The 14576-nt window shown below is 37.0% G+C and carries 15 protein-coding genes; 14 read left to right on the top strand and 1 reads right to left on the bottom strand.

Translation table 11 applies throughout. From position 1 onward, the window contains the following. Positions 1-152: 152 nt before the first annotated feature. The 11 genes from lspA (at position 153) to pyrE (ending at position 11831) form a co-directional block, all read left to right on the top strand. Entirely contained in the window at positions 153-611 is a 459-nt protein-coding gene (gene lspA / locus D8M05_RS07360; RefSeq protein ID WP_121130194.1) for a signal peptidase II, read from the top strand. Positions 612-615: 4 nt separating this feature from the next. Continuing rightward, complete coding sequence (locus tag D8M05_RS07355) at positions 616-1527, top strand: RluA family pseudouridine synthase (RefSeq protein WP_121130192.1); 912 nt, start codon at positions 616-618, stop codon at positions 1525-1527. A gap of 173 nt (positions 1528-1700) precedes the next feature. After that, positions 1701-2243 (top strand): bifunctional pyr operon transcriptional regulator/uracil phosphoribosyltransferase PyrR, encoded by a 543-nt coding sequence (pyrR, locus tag D8M05_RS07350; RefSeq protein WP_121130190.1) that lies wholly within the window; start codon positions 1701-1703, stop codon positions 2241-2243. Between the two features lie 160 nt (positions 2244-2403). After that, positions 2404-3333 (top strand): aspartate carbamoyltransferase catalytic subunit, encoded by a 930-nt coding sequence (locus D8M05_RS07345; RefSeq protein ID WP_121130188.1) that lies wholly within the window; start codon positions 2404-2406, stop codon positions 3331-3333. Continuing rightward, positions 3287-4594, top strand: a complete 1308-nt coding sequence (locus D8M05_RS07340; protein ID WP_121130186.1) for a dihydroorotase — start codon at positions 3287-3289, stop codon at positions 4592-4594. The genes D8M05_RS07345 and D8M05_RS07340 overlap by 47 nt, the downstream gene beginning before the upstream one ends. Continuing rightward, a complete protein-coding gene (locus D8M05_RS07335; RefSeq protein WP_121130184.1) occupies positions 4569-5669 on the top strand; it encodes a carbamoyl phosphate synthase small subunit in 1101 nt (366 codons plus the stop codon). Before D8M05_RS07340 ends, D8M05_RS07335 begins: the two co-directional genes overlap by 26 nt. After that, positions 5662-8862 carry a carbamoyl-phosphate synthase large subunit gene (carB, locus tag D8M05_RS07330; RefSeq protein WP_121130182.1) on the top strand — a complete coding sequence of 1067 codons (3201 nt, stop codon included), beginning with the start codon at positions 5662-5664 and terminating at the stop codon, positions 8860-8862. The genes D8M05_RS07335 and carB overlap by 8 nt, the downstream gene beginning before the upstream one ends. Further along, entirely contained in the window at positions 8859-9611 is a 753-nt protein-coding gene (locus D8M05_RS07325; protein WP_121130180.1) for a dihydroorotate dehydrogenase electron transfer subunit, read from the top strand. Before carB ends, D8M05_RS07325 begins: the two co-directional genes overlap by 4 nt. Continuing rightward, positions 9608-10522: a dihydroorotate dehydrogenase gene (locus D8M05_RS07320; protein ID WP_121130178.1), complete on the top strand. Its 915-nt coding sequence runs from the start codon at positions 9608-9610 to the stop codon at positions 10520-10522. Before D8M05_RS07325 ends, D8M05_RS07320 begins: the two co-directional genes overlap by 4 nt. Further along, positions 10522-11220 carry an orotidine-5'-phosphate decarboxylase gene (pyrF, locus tag D8M05_RS07315; protein ID WP_121130401.1) on the top strand — a complete coding sequence of 233 codons (699 nt, stop codon included), beginning with the start codon at positions 10522-10524 and terminating at the stop codon, positions 11218-11220. The genes D8M05_RS07320 and pyrF overlap by 1 nt, the downstream gene beginning before the upstream one ends. Continuing rightward, complete coding sequence (gene pyrE, locus D8M05_RS07310; protein WP_121130175.1) at positions 11217-11831, top strand: orotate phosphoribosyltransferase; 615 nt, start codon at positions 11217-11219, stop codon at positions 11829-11831. The genes pyrF and pyrE overlap by 4 nt, the downstream gene beginning before the upstream one ends. A 253-nt stretch (positions 11832-12084) precedes the next feature. Here the strand turns inward: pyrE and D8M05_RS07305 are convergent, their stop codons facing one another. Further along, entirely contained in the window at positions 12085-12855 is a 771-nt protein-coding gene (locus D8M05_RS07305; protein WP_121130173.1) for a class I SAM-dependent methyltransferase, read from the bottom strand. A gap of 115 nt (positions 12856-12970) precedes the next feature. Between D8M05_RS07305 and D8M05_RS07300 the strand changes: the two genes are divergently transcribed. From D8M05_RS07300 to D8M05_RS07290, 3 genes are all read left to right on the top strand, one after another. Next, complete coding sequence (locus tag D8M05_RS07300) at positions 12971-13831, top strand: LysR family transcriptional regulator (RefSeq protein ID WP_121130171.1); 861 nt, start codon at positions 12971-12973, stop codon at positions 13829-13831. Positions 13832-13987: 156 nt separating this feature from the next. Continuing rightward, the gene (locus tag D8M05_RS07295; RefSeq protein ID WP_121130170.1) at positions 13988-14263 is read left to right on the top strand and encodes a type II toxin-antitoxin system Phd/YefM family antitoxin; all 276 of its coding nucleotides are present in this window, start codon (positions 13988-13990) and stop codon (positions 14261-14263) included. After that, entirely contained in the window at positions 14244-14555 is a 312-nt protein-coding gene (locus tag D8M05_RS07290) for a type II toxin-antitoxin system RelE/ParE family toxin (RefSeq protein ID WP_121130168.1), read from the top strand. The genes D8M05_RS07295 and D8M05_RS07290 overlap by 20 nt, the downstream gene beginning before the upstream one ends. The last annotated feature ends 21 nt before the right edge of the window (positions 14556-14576 follow it).

Genomic DNA, 14576 nt, shown 5'->3' with positions numbered 1-14576 from the left:
TGTCTTTCCGGAACGACGTCTTTAGGACTATTCAGAAACAGTCATTTTTTAATGGATATTAGGATAAATCATTAAACTTAGCAATTATAATTGAAAAATGTAGGATAAACGTATAAGATTAAAAAGACTTAAGCTAGAATTGAGGGAGTAGAATGTACTGGTATTATATTATCGCAATTATCATTATTGCTATTGATCAGCTTACCAAATGGATAATCGTTAGGACGATGGAAATAGGCGAGAGTATTTCCGTCATTGATGGCTTTTTCTATCTTACTTCACATCGGAATCCAGGAGCTGCATGGGGAATATTACAAGGGAAAATGTTTTTCTTCTATATTGTAACGGTAATTGTTGTTATCGGTGTTGTCTTTTATTTACAAAAATACGCAAAAAACGATAAATTACTAGCGATTGGGTTAAGCTTTGTATTAGGCGGCGCAATTGGTAATTTCATTGATCGGTTGTTTCATCAGGAAGTAGTAGACTTTTTTAATTTTTATATCTTTAATTATAACTTTCCTATATTTAATGTAGCAGATTCTGCGTTAACGGTTGGCGTAATTTTTATTATAATTGCTACCATTTTGGATGAAAGAAAGGAAAAATAAAATCATGAGTTCTTATCAACATATTGTAACAGAAGAACAGGTAAAGACGAGAGTAGATAAAATACTCTCAGATATTAATCCAGATATTTCACGTTCGCAAATCCAATCTTGGATAACGGATAACCATGTAACGGTTAATAACGAGCCTGTAAAAGCAAACTATAAATGTCAAGTAGGCGACGAGATAGGATGGACGATCCCTGAAGTTAAACCTTTACAAGTAATCGCTGAGAACATACCACTCGAAATAGTTTATGAGGATAGTGATTTATTAGTTGTCAATAAACCAAAGGGTATGGTTGTGCATCCATCTGCGGGCCACAGGAGCGGAACATTGGTAAATGCTTTACTATACCATTGTAATGACTTATCAGGAATAAACGGTGTGGAGCGGCCTGGTATTGTTCATCGTATTGACAAAGATACAAGTGGTCTCTTAGTTGTTGCAAAGAATGACTATACACATATACATTTATCAGAGCAACTATCCTCTAAAGAGATAATGCGAAAATATGAGGCCATTGTTCATGGGGAAATACCACATAAAACAGGTATGATCGATGCGCCAATCGGAAGAGACCCGAAAGACCGGCAGAAGATGGGCGTTGTTGATAACGGTAAACCTGCAGTAACCCATTTTCGGGTATTGGAGAATTACCCAGATTACACCCATATTGAGTGCAGGCTTGAGACAGGAAGAACACATCAAATTCGTGTTCATATGCGGTATATTGGATATCCACTGGTTGGTGATCCGAAATATGGTCCTCGTAAAACACTAGACACAAATGGTCAATCACTTCATGCGAAAGTGCTTGGATTTACACACCCGAAGAAGAAGGAATGGATGGAATTCGAGCGAGAAGCACCAGCATATTTTTATGAAACACTTGAATATATTAAAAAAAGTTATTGACTTATGCTATTAGGTTTGAAATAATAGACATAGTTAAATAAAGTCCTTTTAAAATAGTCCAGAGAGGCTGGTAAAGGAAGCGGATTAATTTGAAGTGATATTTCAATCCAAAACCTTTTTTCCTTCTGGAGAAAAGGTTTTTTATTTACTCGAATGAAGGGGTGCAGTAACAAATGAAGAAAAAAACGGAGATATTAGATTCTGCAGCAATCAATCGTGCATTAACTAGAATGGCACATGAGATTCTTGAAAAGAATAAAGGTGGAGAAGATATTGTACTTATTGGAGTCAAAACAAGAGGCGTTCCAATTGCAAATAGACTCCATGAGAAGATTAAACAGATCGAATCAATCGAAGTACCAGTTGGAGAAATTGATATTACATTGTATCGAGATGATTTAGAGAAAGCTACCGTTAGTGATGACCCACAATTAAATTCTACAACAATCGAAGTAGAATTAACTGGAAAAAAGGTAATTTTAATAGATGATGTACTGTTTACAGGTAGAACTGTTCGTGCGGCAATGGATGCTGTAATGGATGTTGGAAGACCATCCCATATACAACTAGGTGTACTCGTTGATAGAGGACATCGCGAACTGCCAATACGGGCTGATTATGTTGGGAAAAATATTCCAACTTCAGAAAAAGAAATTATCGTTGTTCAATTAGAAGAAACAGATGAATCAAATTCAGTATCTATTTATGAGAAATAAACAAGATAAGATGAACTTAATACACAACTTTTAATTAAATCCAGAGAGATTTAAAAAGTTGTTAATGTAACGTGATAGTTATCGCTACACGTTTACCTCTTTGCAACTTTTTGCAAAGAGGTTTTTTTTATGGAGTAAAAAGCTACTTAAAGGAGGAGCCATGAAAAATTTTATTTCGGTTGATCAGTTGACAGAAGCAGATATTTTTCAGGTATTAGAGAGAGCGGAATATTACGCAAAGAAAGCTATAAAATTGAGGCAAAATCGGATTTTCGTTGCGAATTTATTCTTTGAACCAAGTACAAGGACGAAGATGAGTTTTACAGTAGCGGAAAAGAATTTAGGTTTAGAAGTGTTAGACTTTCATTCTGAATCTTCCAGTGTGCTAAAAGGGGAAACACTTTATGATACTGCAAAGACCTTTGAATCAATTGGAGCAAATATGCTAGTTATTCGGCATCGTTCTGATGAGTGGTTTAAAGAGCTTAAAAATAAACTTCAGGTACCAGTCATTAATGCTGGTGCAGGGAAGGCAGAGCATCCTACACAATGCATGTTGGACTTGTTAACAATCTATCAGGAGTTCAGTTCTTTTAAAGGATTAAATGTTGTAATCGTTGGAGATATCAAGCACAGTCGTGTTGCGAAATCAAACGTAAATGCATTACGAAGATTAGGCGCAAATGTCTTTTTAAGTACAGCTCCAGGATTTGAAGACGAAACATTGGACTGCCCTTATCTCACAATCGACCAGGCTGTAGAGAATTGTGATGTGGTGATGTTGCTTCGTATCCAGCATGAAAGGCATACGAACGTCGCCGTGACTTCGAATTATCTCGAAAGCTATGGTCTAACAAAAAAACGTGAAAGCAAAATGAGAAAGAACGCAATTATTATGCATCCAGCGCCAATTAATCGTGGTATTGAGATTGATACAGAGTTAGTTGAATGTTCTAGGTCACGAATTTTTAAACAAATGACAAATGGTGTTTATGTCAGAATGGCGATTATCCAATTTTTGCTTGAAGAATGGGGGATTACACATGAAAACAATTTTGAAAAACGCAAAACGTTTGTTGCCGTCAAATAAGCTAGAAAACTGTGAAGTATTAATTAAGAACCAAAGAATAGAGAAAATAGGGCCTACAATAACGGAGGAAGCGGATGAAGTCATTGATTTACAAGGAAATATCATTTTACCTGGCTTCATTGATGTACATATTCACCTTAGAGAGCCTGGTGGCGAACATAAAGAAACAATACATTCTGGAACAGAGGCAGCTGCTAGAGGAGGATTTACAACCGTTTGTGCCATGCCAAATACGAGTCCAGTACCAGACAGCGCTGAAGCTATAGCATCCCTGTTTGAAAAGATTAAGAAAGATGCAAAGGTTCGTGTCTTACCATATGGATCAATAACAAAAGGACTCAAAGGTGAAGAATTAACGAATATCGAGGAATTAGCAGAATTAGGAATTTTTGCGTTTACAGATGACGGGGTTGGCATTCAAACAGCGGATCAGATGTTTGTAGCAATGAAACGCGCGAAAGCAGCTGGCGTTCCAATTGTAGCCCACTGCGAAGATAACTCACTAGTGTATGGTGGTGTTGTTCATGACGGCAAGGTAAGCGAAAAACTAAACTTACCAGGTATTCCTTCCTTAAATGAATCGGTGCAAATTGCTAGAGATGTGTTACTCGCGGAAGCCAGCGGTTGTCATTATCATGTTTGCCATGTCAGTACAAAGGAATCTGTTCGCACTATTCGAGATGCAAAAAAAGCAGGTATTCATGTGACTGCAGAAGTGAGTCCACATCACTTGTTATTAAATGAAGAAGATATTACGAGTGATGATGGAGATTTCAAGATGAATCCACCCCTTAGATCAAAAGTAGATCAAGAGGCACTAATCGAGGGGTTACTCGATGGAACAATCGACATGATAGCGACAGATCATGCGCCACATACTAAAGATGAAAAAGCAAAAGGAATGCTTCATGCCCCATTTGGTATTGTTGGTTTAGAAACAGCATTCTCCCTTTTATATACGAATTTCGTTAAAACAGGTAAATTTACGTTCAAGCAACTTGTTGAATGGCTAACAGTTAAACCAGCTAAAGTATTTAACATGCCATATGGCATATTAGAAGAAAATAGTGTAGCTGATATCACAGTTGTAAATATAGAAAAAGAATCAATCATTCAAAAAGAAAACTTTTTATCAAAAGGGAAAAATACACCGTTCGACGGTTGGAAGGTTACAGGTTCTTCGGTTCTAACCATTTCAGAGGGAAATGTAGCATATATAAATGAGGAGGATATTTATGTTCAAACGACAGTTGGTTCTTGAGGACGGAACGGTTTTCATAGGTGAAGGTTTCGGTAGTGAGCGTTTAAGAGCGGGAGAAGTAGTGTTCAACACAGGAATGACTGGTTACCAAGAAGTCATTACAGATCCATCCTACTTCGGGCAGATTGTAACGATGACCTATCCACTCATTGGAAATTACGGAATAAACCGTGATGATTTTGAAACGGTAACACCATTCATTCACGGATTTGTTGTAAAAGAAGTAAGTGAATATCCTTCTAATTTCAGGAATGATGAAAGCTTGGATCATTTTCTAAAAGCGAATGATATTCCTGGAATTTCTGGTATAGATACCAGAAAACTAACAAAGATCATTCGTAAACAAGGAACAATGAAAGCCATGATTGCTGATACTAGCCGATCACTAGAAGAAATTGTCAATCAATTAAAAGGGATAGAATTACCAACAGATCAAGTAAAAATGACATCGACTATTAAACCTTATGTTGTACCAGGACGTGGAATGCGAATTGTAATGGTTGACTTTGGCGCAAAACACGGTATCCTTCGTGAATTAACAAAACGTGACTGTCACATCACAGTTGTTCCGTATAATTATAGTGCAGAGAATATTTTGCGATTAAAACCCGATGGTATCATGCTTACAAATGGGCCAGGGGATCCGAAAGATGTACCAGAAGCAATAGAAATGATCAAACAAGTAATTGGCAAGATTCCTATCTTTGGAATTTGTCTCGGTCATCAACTATTAGCACTTGCAAATGGTGCAGACACAGAGAAAATGAAATTCGGACATAGAGGTGCGAATCATCCTGTAAAAGATATTCAAACAAACAAAACCTATTTAACTTCACAAAATCACAGTTATGCAGTAAGTAAAACATCTCTTGAAAATACGGGCTTAGAATTGACACAAGTTGCATTAAACGATAATACGGTTGAAGGAATAAAACACATATTGTACCCAGCATTTTCTGTACAATATCATCCAGAAGCATCACCAGGGCCTGAAGATACGAACTACTTGTTTGATGATTTCCTGCAAATGATTAAGAATAATCAAGAGAAAAAAGGGGTGGAAGTATATGCCTAAAAATACAGCAATCCAAAAGATACTCGTTATTGGTTCAGGACCAATTGTTATTGGGCAAGCAGCTGAATTTGATTACTCTGGAACACAAGCCTGCCAAGCATTAAAAGAAGAGGGATATACCGTTATTTTAGCAAATTCTAACCCAGCAACAATTATGACTGATTATACAGTTGCAGATAAGGTGTATATGGAGCCTTTAACCCTAGAATTTCTAACTAAAATTATTCGTAATGAACGACCCGATGCGTTATTACCGACACTAGGTGGACAAACAGGTTTGAATATGGCAATGGAACTCGACCAATCAGGTGTTTTAGAAAAATATGCAGTTAATTTATTAGGCACATCCCTTGAAGCAATCCAAAAAGCAGAGGACCGAGAAAAATTTAGAGACCTCATGCAAGCATTAAATGAACCTGTCCCAGAAAGTAGTATCGTAAATTCTGTTGATCAGGCATTAGCTTTTGCAGATGAAATTGGCTTTCCACTGATTGTTCGTCCTGCTTATACATTAGGTGGTACTGGTGGTGGAATGTGCTATTCCCGTGATGAATTAAAAGAGATTACTAGAAATGGTTTAGCATTATCACCAGTAAATCAATGTTTAATAGAAAGAAATATTGCTGGATTCAAAGAAATTGAATATGAAGTAATGCGTGATGCGAACGATCAAGCAATTGTTGTATGTAACATGGAAAATGTTGATCCTGTTGGCATACATACAGGAGACTCGATTGTTGTTGCACCATCGCAAACATTAAGTGATAGAGAATACCATATGCTCAGGAATGCATCTTTGAAAATTATTCGTGCACTAAAAATTGAAGGTGGCTGTAATGTTCAACTCGCCCTCGATCCAAATAGCTTTGATTACTATATCATCGAAGTAAATCCGAGGGTATCAAGATCAAGTGCGCTTGCCTCTAAAGCAACGGGCTACCCAATTGCAAAGGTAGCCGCCAAAATTGCAGTAGGTTTTACTTTGGATGAAATAATTAATCCAGTGACAGGAAAGACCTATGCGATGTTTGAGCCAGCACTAGATTATATTGTTACGAAAATTCCTCGCTTCCCATTTGATAAATTTACAATGGGTGACAGAAGACTCGGTACACAAATGAAAGCAACAGGTGAGATTATGGCAATTGGCCGTAATTTCGAAGAGTCATTGCTTAAAGGTATACGCTCACTAGATAGTGGTTCTGAACAACTATGGCTCGAGTCATTGGTTGAAGCACGAGATGAGGCTTTAGAGGAGCGTTTAAAAAAGGCTGATGATGAGCGAATTTTTGTTCTAGCAGAAGTATTTAGAAGAGGTATGACAGTGGAGCATCTATTTAACCTTACAAAGATTGATCGTTTCTTCCTCGTGAAAATAAAGGCTTTAGTAGATTTTGAACAAGAACTCATTGAAAATCCATTATCTACCCGATTACTAGAAAAAGCAAAACGATTGGGTGTGTCAGATACACAGATTGCCAGGGTTTGGAATACAAGCCTTGATGAAGTATATCAATTACGGATGGATAAGAATATTACGCCAGTGTATAAAATGGTTGATACTTGTGCGGCAGAATTTGAATCAGAAACTCCGTATTTTTATAGTACATACGACGAAGAAAATGAATCTATTATTTCTGACCGTAAGAAAATTCTCGTATTAGGTTCAGGTCCAATTCGAATCGGTCAGGGAATTGAATTTGACTATGCTACCGTTCACTCAGTACTTGCGATAAAAGAAATGGGTTATGAGGCAATTATTATGAATAATAATCCTGAAACAGTTTCAACAGATTTCAGTATTTCTGACAAGTTATATTTTGAACCACTCACATTGGAAGATGTCATGCACGTTGTAAGTTTAGAAAAACCAGAAGGCGTTATTGTCCAATTTGGTGGTCAAACGGCAATTAATCTCGCAGCAGGTTTAGAACGACGAGGAGTTAACATTCTGGGAACTAGTTTAGCATCAATCGACCAGGCAGAAGACCGTGATAAATTTGAAAGATTATTAGATGAGCTTGATTTACTACGTCCAAAAGGAAAAGCAGTTAAGAAGCTAGACGATGCAATGGAAATTGCGAATTCTATTAGCTATCCTGTTCTAGTACGCCCATCCTATGTTATCGGTGGAAGTAAAATGGAAATTGTGTATAGTGATGATGAGCTCCATACATATCTAGCAAAATCAGATAATATTAATCCAGAACATCCGATATTAATTGATAAATATATAACGGGGATTGAAGTCGAAGTTGATGCAATTAGTGATGGAGAAACGACGATTGTTCCAGGGATAATGGAGCATATTGAACGGTCTGGAGTCCATTCAGGAGATTCCATGGCAGTGTATCCACCACAACGACTTAGCGAAACAGTAAAAGAAGATCTGTTGGATGCAACAACGAAGATAGCAGTTGCCTTACAAGTAAAAGGGCTAATCAATATTCAATTCATTATTAGAGACGGAAAAGTTTATATCTTGGAAGTAAATCCCCGTGCAAGTAGAACGATTCCGTTCTTGAGTAAAATTACTGGTGTTACGATGGCAAATATCGCAACCAAATGTATTCTAGGAACAAAACTTACTGAACTTGGGTATGAAACAGGTATATTACCTGAGCAAGAACACGTATCCGTAAAGATCCCTGTATTTTCTTTTGCAAAATTACGCAGTGTTGATACGATACTAGGGCCTGAGATGAAATCCACAGGCGAAGCAATCGGCTATGATAAAACATTGGAAAAAGCACTCTACAAAGGATTACTCGCTTCTGGAGTGAATATTCCTGGGGAGGGTGGCGTTCTTTTAACGGTAGCGGATAAAGATAAAGAAGAGATGCTAGAAATTGCTAGTCGTTTTTATGAACTTGGTTTTAGGCTTTATGCGACATGGGGAACTGCAGCCTTTGTTAGACAAGCAAATATTCCAGTAGTGGAAGTGGAAAAGGTTGGAAGGACAGAGCCTAACGTTCTATCCATCATCGAAAATGGGGAAGTGCAGTTCGTAATCAATACACTAAACTCTGGGAAGAAACCACGTTCTGATGGATTCTTGATTAGGAGACAAGCAGTTGAGCATGGAATTGCTTGTTTAACAAACTTAGATACAGCGAATGCCATTTTGAATGTGATCGACTCAACAACGTTCAGTGCGAAACCCATGTCAAATAAAGAGGCGCATGTCTTATGATTACGAAAGAAAATATGAGAATCCTAGCGAAAAGTATGATTGCACTCGATACGATAGAAATGGTATTAGAAAACAAATATATTAGTCAAACGGCTTTACCGGGACAATTTCTTCATATTTTCCTGGAGGGTAAAACACTTAGAAGACCAATTTCTATTGCAGACATTGATAAGGAAATGGGGACAGTAACAATTTTGTTTAAAGTCGTCGGTTCTGGAACGAAACAGTTAGCAAGTTATGAGCCTGGCCGAGAAATTGACGTATTAGGCCCAAGTGGTAATGGCTTCCAAATAACTGAGGAGGATTCTACTGTTTTATTAATTGGTGGGGGGATTGGTGTCCCTCCGATGTATTACTTAGGGAAGACTTTAGCAAAGCAAAATAAAAAGGTCATTTCTATTTTAGGATTTCAAACAAAAGCAAATGTATTTTATGAAGAGAAATTTAACCAACTAGGGTATACATTCATCGTTACAAATGATGGGTCTTATGGTGAGAAAGGATTTGTTACGGATGTTTTTCATAAAGTTGGGGACTTTGATCGCTATTATTCTTGTGGGCCTCTCCCAATGTTAAAAACTGTGACAAATGAGCTGAATGGGAAACCAGGCTTCATATCTTTAGAAGAGCGTATGGGCTGTGGTGTTGGTGCATGCTTTGCCTGTGTTATCCCCTCGAAGGATGATAAAGGATATAAGAAAATTTGCAGTGATGGACCAGTTTTTGATGCTCGGGAGGTATCGCTATGAACAAATTAGCAGTCAACTTACCTGGGTTACATCTAAAAAATCCGATTATGCCTGCCTCAGGATGCTTTGGCTTTGGGCGTGAATATAGTGAGTTTTATGATTTAAGTAAATTAGGTGCAATTATGATGAAAGCTGCAACAGCTGAGATGCGCTTCGGTAATGGTACACCACGTGTTGCGGAAACAACTGCTGGAATGTTAAATGCCATTGGCCTTCAAAATCCTGGTGTCAAAGAAATTATTGAAAACGAGGTACCTTTTTTAGCGAACTTTGATACGAACATTATTGCCAATATTGCTGGTAGTACAATAGAAGAGTATGAAATGGTTGCGAAAATGTTTAACGAAACCAATGATGTTCATGCACTTGAACTTAATATATCCTGCCCTAATGTTAAAGAAGGGGGTATCCAGTTCGGAACAGACCCGAAGATGGCTGCTAAAGTAACATCAGTGGTAAAGGAAGCTAGCAATCTTCCAGTATATGTGAAGCTATCACCAAATGTACCTGACATTACCCGAATGGCAAAAGCAGTGGAAGAAGCTGGTGCAGATGGGCTATCAATGATTAACACACTTACTGGCATGCAAATTGATCTCAGGTCTAAACGCCCACTTTTAGCAAATAAGACTGGTGGTTTATCGGGTCCGGCAATTAAACCAGTTGCGATTCGAATGATTTACGAGGTGAAACAACACGTATCCATTCCGATTATCGGAATGGGAGGAGTAAATACGGCTGAAGATGTGCTAGAGTTTTTGTTAGCTGGGGCAAGTGCAGTTGCAGTAGGTACGGCGAATTTTGCAAATCCATTTGTTTGTTCGGAAATAATAGATGAATTACCAGAGACATTGAAGAAGTATGGGTTTGATACTGCTCTAGATGCAGTTGGAAAGGCGGTAATGGAATGATGGAAAAGTCAATTTTCTTAGCACTTGATTTCCCAACATGGCAAGAAACGAAGGATTTTTTAAATTTTCATGAATTATATGGTGTTCCTGTGAAAGTTGGGATGGAACTCTTTTATAGGGAAGGACCAAAAGTAATTGAAAGCTTAAAAGCGAACAATCATCCAATTTTCTTGGATTTAAAATTACATGATATTCCTACAACCGTCATGCGCGCGATGAGAAACCTTTCCTCACTTGGAGTCGATATTGTCAATGTTCATGCGCTTGGTGGCAGTGAAATGATCAAAAGAGCGAAAGAAGGTTTGTCTGGGGGGCAATTCGATACTAAACTCATTGCTGTTACTGTTCTCACATCCATGGATACGGAGACTTTGAATGTTGAATTAATGATACCGGGGAATACGGAAGATGTTGCTGTACACTTTGCAGATTTTGCTAAGAGAAATGGAGCAGATGGTGTCGTGTGCTCTGTTCATGAGTCAATGCAGATCAAAGAAAAATGCGGAATGGATTTTCTAACTGTAACCCCTGGTATTCGTTTAGAAGATTCTAGCAGGGATGACCAAAAAAGAATTGCAAGCCCTTCATACGCAGTAGAAAATGGGGCAGATTTCTTAGTGATTGGTAGAAGTGTAACGAAAGCAAAGCATCCACGTGAAGCATATGAAAGAGCATTGAAGGAGTGTGGCGTTAAATGAGTTTAAACAAAGAATTGGTACGTGACTTACTTATGATAAAGGCAGTACAAATTAATGCAACAAATTATTTTACATGGACTTCGGGGATTAAATCTCCAATATATTGTGATAACAGATTAACGATTGGCTATCCTGAGATTCGAAAAAAAATAGTAGAGATATTTTCTCAGAAAATAGAAGAAATGGATGTAAAGCCTGATGTGATTGCAGGATGCGCTACTGCTGGAATTCCTCACGCTGCCTGGTTAGCTGATCGATTAAATCTACCAATGGTTTATGTGCGTTCCAAACCGAAAGGACATGGAAAAGGGAATCAAATTGAAGGTGAATTAAAAAAAGGTCAAAAAGTAATTGTTATTGAAGACTTAATATCAACAGGAGGTTCATCGATTGAGTCAGCTAAAGCATTAATCGATGAAGGGGCAGAGGTGCTCAGTGTCTTTGCAATCTTTACATATGGACTAAATAAGTCCAGGAAACAATTTGCTGAAGCGAAACTATCTTTTGATACAATCACAAACTTTGATGAGTTGGTGGAAGCTCTTACGCAAGACAGAAAATTAACGGAGGAAGAGAGATTGAAATTAATTGAATGGAGAAATCAGCTTTAATAGCAATCATAGGGAATTATTCCCTATGATTGTGTATTTTCAAAGGCTTTATTATGGTTTATTACGATTTGTGTAAACTGTACACTTGTTTAATTTAGTATTGTCCTAAATCGACCGTTCCAGAATGTATCCGCCTTAGCGATCCCGGACGGCGAGATTAGCTCTGATTTAAGATAATCTGAATTGAGTTAGTTCGGATTTTAGATCTACTACGAAGTGAAATTTTAATATTTTGAAGAAAGAATTGATTGTTTTAGAATCCATCCTTTTCTAATAAAACCATCCATTCATCAATAGTAAAGGAAATAATCCTTTCTCCGCTCATGGCAATTTGGAAATAGTTTTTAAGGTGTTCAGGTGCATTTCGAATAAATTTATTTACTTTCTCAATTTCCGCTTCATCATCCATTGTACGGGTTACCCACTCCTCATATGGGAGTTGTTTTTTGTTTTTCTTTTGATGGAGAATGCTTAGATTATATTTATGAAAAAACGTTTGCCATTCAGTTATTTTCCTAGATTTAACATGACTATAATCACGCATTTTTTCTAAAGTATTGACAAATTGATCGTGAATGTTATCTTCAGCTGCGATGTTATCAATAAATAAAAATTTACCTTTTATTTTTAGGACACGTTCTACCTCCTTAATAAACTTTTCGGGATTGGGGAAATGGTGGGCTGCAATTCGGCATGTTATAATATCGAAGCTATTGTCTAGAAAAGGTAATTCTTCTGCATCTGCAATAATATAATGAATATTATTCAGATTGGTTAAATGTGTTGCTGTATTTTCTAGCATTTCTTTTGTTAAGTCTGTTGCAAAGACAGTTTTTACATATGGGGAAAGGTGTTTTGCTACATGACCACCACCTGTTGCAATGTCAAGGACTTGCATCTCTGGTTGGGCTTCAAGCCAGTTTACAAGAAGTGTCAAGTCACTTCCTTTTGCGTGGGTCTTACTCGTTACATAGGCTTCTTTGTTTTTTGAAAAAACATCTTTAACGTTATTCTTATTATTCAAAGTTATCCCTCATCTCTTCGTTCTAAAGATAGTATATAATCCCCTGTGCAATAAGTAAAATATTCGTTTATAATCAAAAGTAATAACATAAACTTATCGAAAAGAGTAGATTATAATGAAAATGGAAGATTATGAACTTCTTCTAAAATTAAATGAAGTTGGTACAATTCGTGGTACTGCAAAGATTATCCTAATCTCACAGCCTGCAGTAACGCAACGGTTGAAATACATTGAAGAGTATTACGGACAAAAGATATTTATACGTACATCAAAGAAACTAATACCCACTCCGAGTGGCGAAATTATTATTGGATACGCAAGAAAGATAGTAGAATCTGAGAAAGAACTAAGGAATACGTTAGCGCAAAGCAGTGCAGAAGTACAAGGGACGCTATCGATTGCTTGCTCATCTCTTATTAGTCAACGGTTTCTACCAGCAATATTGGGTGAATTTACAACGAAATTTCCTAAAGTAACGATTGATCTAGTTACAGGAATAAGTGAAGATATTCGTAGAGACCATAAAAATTACAATGTGTGTATTATTCGGGGTGAGAAATTAAAGGAAAGTACTTGCATTCGCTTATTTGATGATCCACTTTATATTTTCGATATTGAGCCGTTTCCAAAAGATAAGGTAAAAGAACGCCCTTTAATTTCGTTTAAGAGTGATGATAGTATGCACGAGCTTGTCGATAATTGGTTATACCATCATCAGAATGAAATTAAACCGTTAAAAATGATGACCGTTGACCAAATAGAAACGTGCAAACAATTCATGAAACAGGGCATTGGGATGGCAGTACTTCCTGAGAGTGTATCAGACTCAATGAAAGAGGAGTACTCATATGTACCATTACATTTAAATGGAAAGGCTGTTACACGGGATACTTGGGTTTGCTATCAAGAAGGGGTAAGGGAATTACCTCAAGTAAATCAGTTTATAGAAGCATTAACACATACTAAATTTCTTTGAAAAAGGCTGTTTTTAAGGACGCCGAGGAATGAACGTTTGTTCCGGGTGAGGAACGTTTCCACTTGTATGTGAGAACAGCCATATTTTAATTGTAAACATATTATAATAAAGATATAATATAGTAAGAATAAAGGTATCTGGAGGGAGTTGTTTTATTTGGATATAAAACCATCAACAACAATTCGGCAGGATTATAACGGATTTTCAAAGTATTGTCATGAAATAGATGAGCCAGTTGTGCTAACACGTAATGGTGAAGCTGATTTGGTTGTTATGAGCCACGAGACATTTCGTCGCAGGGAAGCACGAATAAAATTACAATCTAAGCTTCTTGTTGCAGAAAAGCAAATAGCTGAAGGGTTAGAATTAACGGATCATAAACAAGTTATTGACAATATACGGAGGAAAATAGATGCTTCAAAAGAAGATTAAATACGCCCCTGTTGCAGTGGATGATATGGATGAGATTTTTTCATATATTTCTCATGATAAAATATTAGCTGCAGAAACGTTGCTAAATAAATTAAATGATCGAATAGCCACATTAGCAGAATTTCCACAAATGGGAACAGTATTATCTGATGAAGAATATACGATTGTTAAGCAAGGATATAGATTTATTGTTGTGCATCCATATCTGATATTTTATAGAATTACAAATGATACAGTTATCATTCACCGGATACTTCATGGGCGGAGAGATTATCTCCGTGAATTATTTTAGGTAGATGGATCTTTTTGTCTA

Origin of the sequence: Oceanobacillus bengalensis, from assembly GCF_003628445.1 — a bacterium.
GTDB lineage: Bacteria > Bacillota > Bacilli > Bacillales > Amphibacillaceae > Oceanobacillus > Oceanobacillus bengalensis.
The sequence above is the reverse complement of the archived record's forward strand: the minus strand, read 5'-3'. Positions and strand labels throughout refer to the sequence as shown.

What these genes read in the sequence shown, in the direction of transcription:
- lspA (WP_121130194.1), top strand. Translation starts at nt 153, where the DNA reads ATGTACTGGTATTATATTATCGCAATTATCATTATTGCTATTGATCAG.
- D8M05_RS07355 (WP_121130192.1), top strand. Translation starts at nt 616, where the DNA reads ATGAGTTCTTATCAACATATTGTAACAGAAGAACAGGTAAAGACGAGA.
- pyrR (WP_121130190.1), top strand. Translation starts at nt 1,701, where the DNA reads ATGAAGAAAAAAACGGAGATATTAGATTCTGCAGCAATCAATCGTGCA.
- D8M05_RS07345 (WP_121130188.1), top strand. Translation starts at nt 2,404, where the DNA reads ATGAAAAATTTTATTTCGGTTGATCAGTTGACAGAAGCAGATATTTTT.
- D8M05_RS07340 (WP_121130186.1), top strand. Translation starts at nt 3,287, where the DNA reads ATGAAAACAATTTTGAAAAACGCAAAACGTTTGTTGCCGTCAAATAAG.
- D8M05_RS07335 (WP_121130184.1), top strand. Translation starts at nt 4,569, where the DNA reads ATGTTCAAACGACAGTTGGTTCTTGAGGACGGAACGGTTTTCATAGGT.
- carB (WP_121130182.1), top strand. Translation starts at nt 5,662, where the DNA reads ATGCCTAAAAATACAGCAATCCAAAAGATACTCGTTATTGGTTCAGGA.
- D8M05_RS07325 (WP_121130180.1), top strand. Translation starts at nt 8,859, where the DNA reads ATGATTACGAAAGAAAATATGAGAATCCTAGCGAAAAGTATGATTGCA.
- D8M05_RS07320 (WP_121130178.1), top strand. Translation starts at nt 9,608, where the DNA reads ATGAACAAATTAGCAGTCAACTTACCTGGGTTACATCTAAAAAATCCG.
- pyrF (WP_121130401.1), top strand. Translation starts at nt 10,522, where the DNA reads ATGGAAAAGTCAATTTTCTTAGCACTTGATTTCCCAACATGGCAAGAA.
- pyrE (WP_121130175.1), top strand. Translation starts at nt 11,217, where the DNA reads ATGAGTTTAAACAAAGAATTGGTACGTGACTTACTTATGATAAAGGCA.
- D8M05_RS07300 (WP_121130171.1), top strand. Translation starts at nt 12,971, where the DNA reads ATGAAAATGGAAGATTATGAACTTCTTCTAAAATTAAATGAAGTTGGT.
- D8M05_RS07290 (WP_121130168.1), top strand. Translation starts at nt 14,244, where the DNA reads ATGCTTCAAAAGAAGATTAAATACGCCCCTGTTGCAGTGGATGATATG.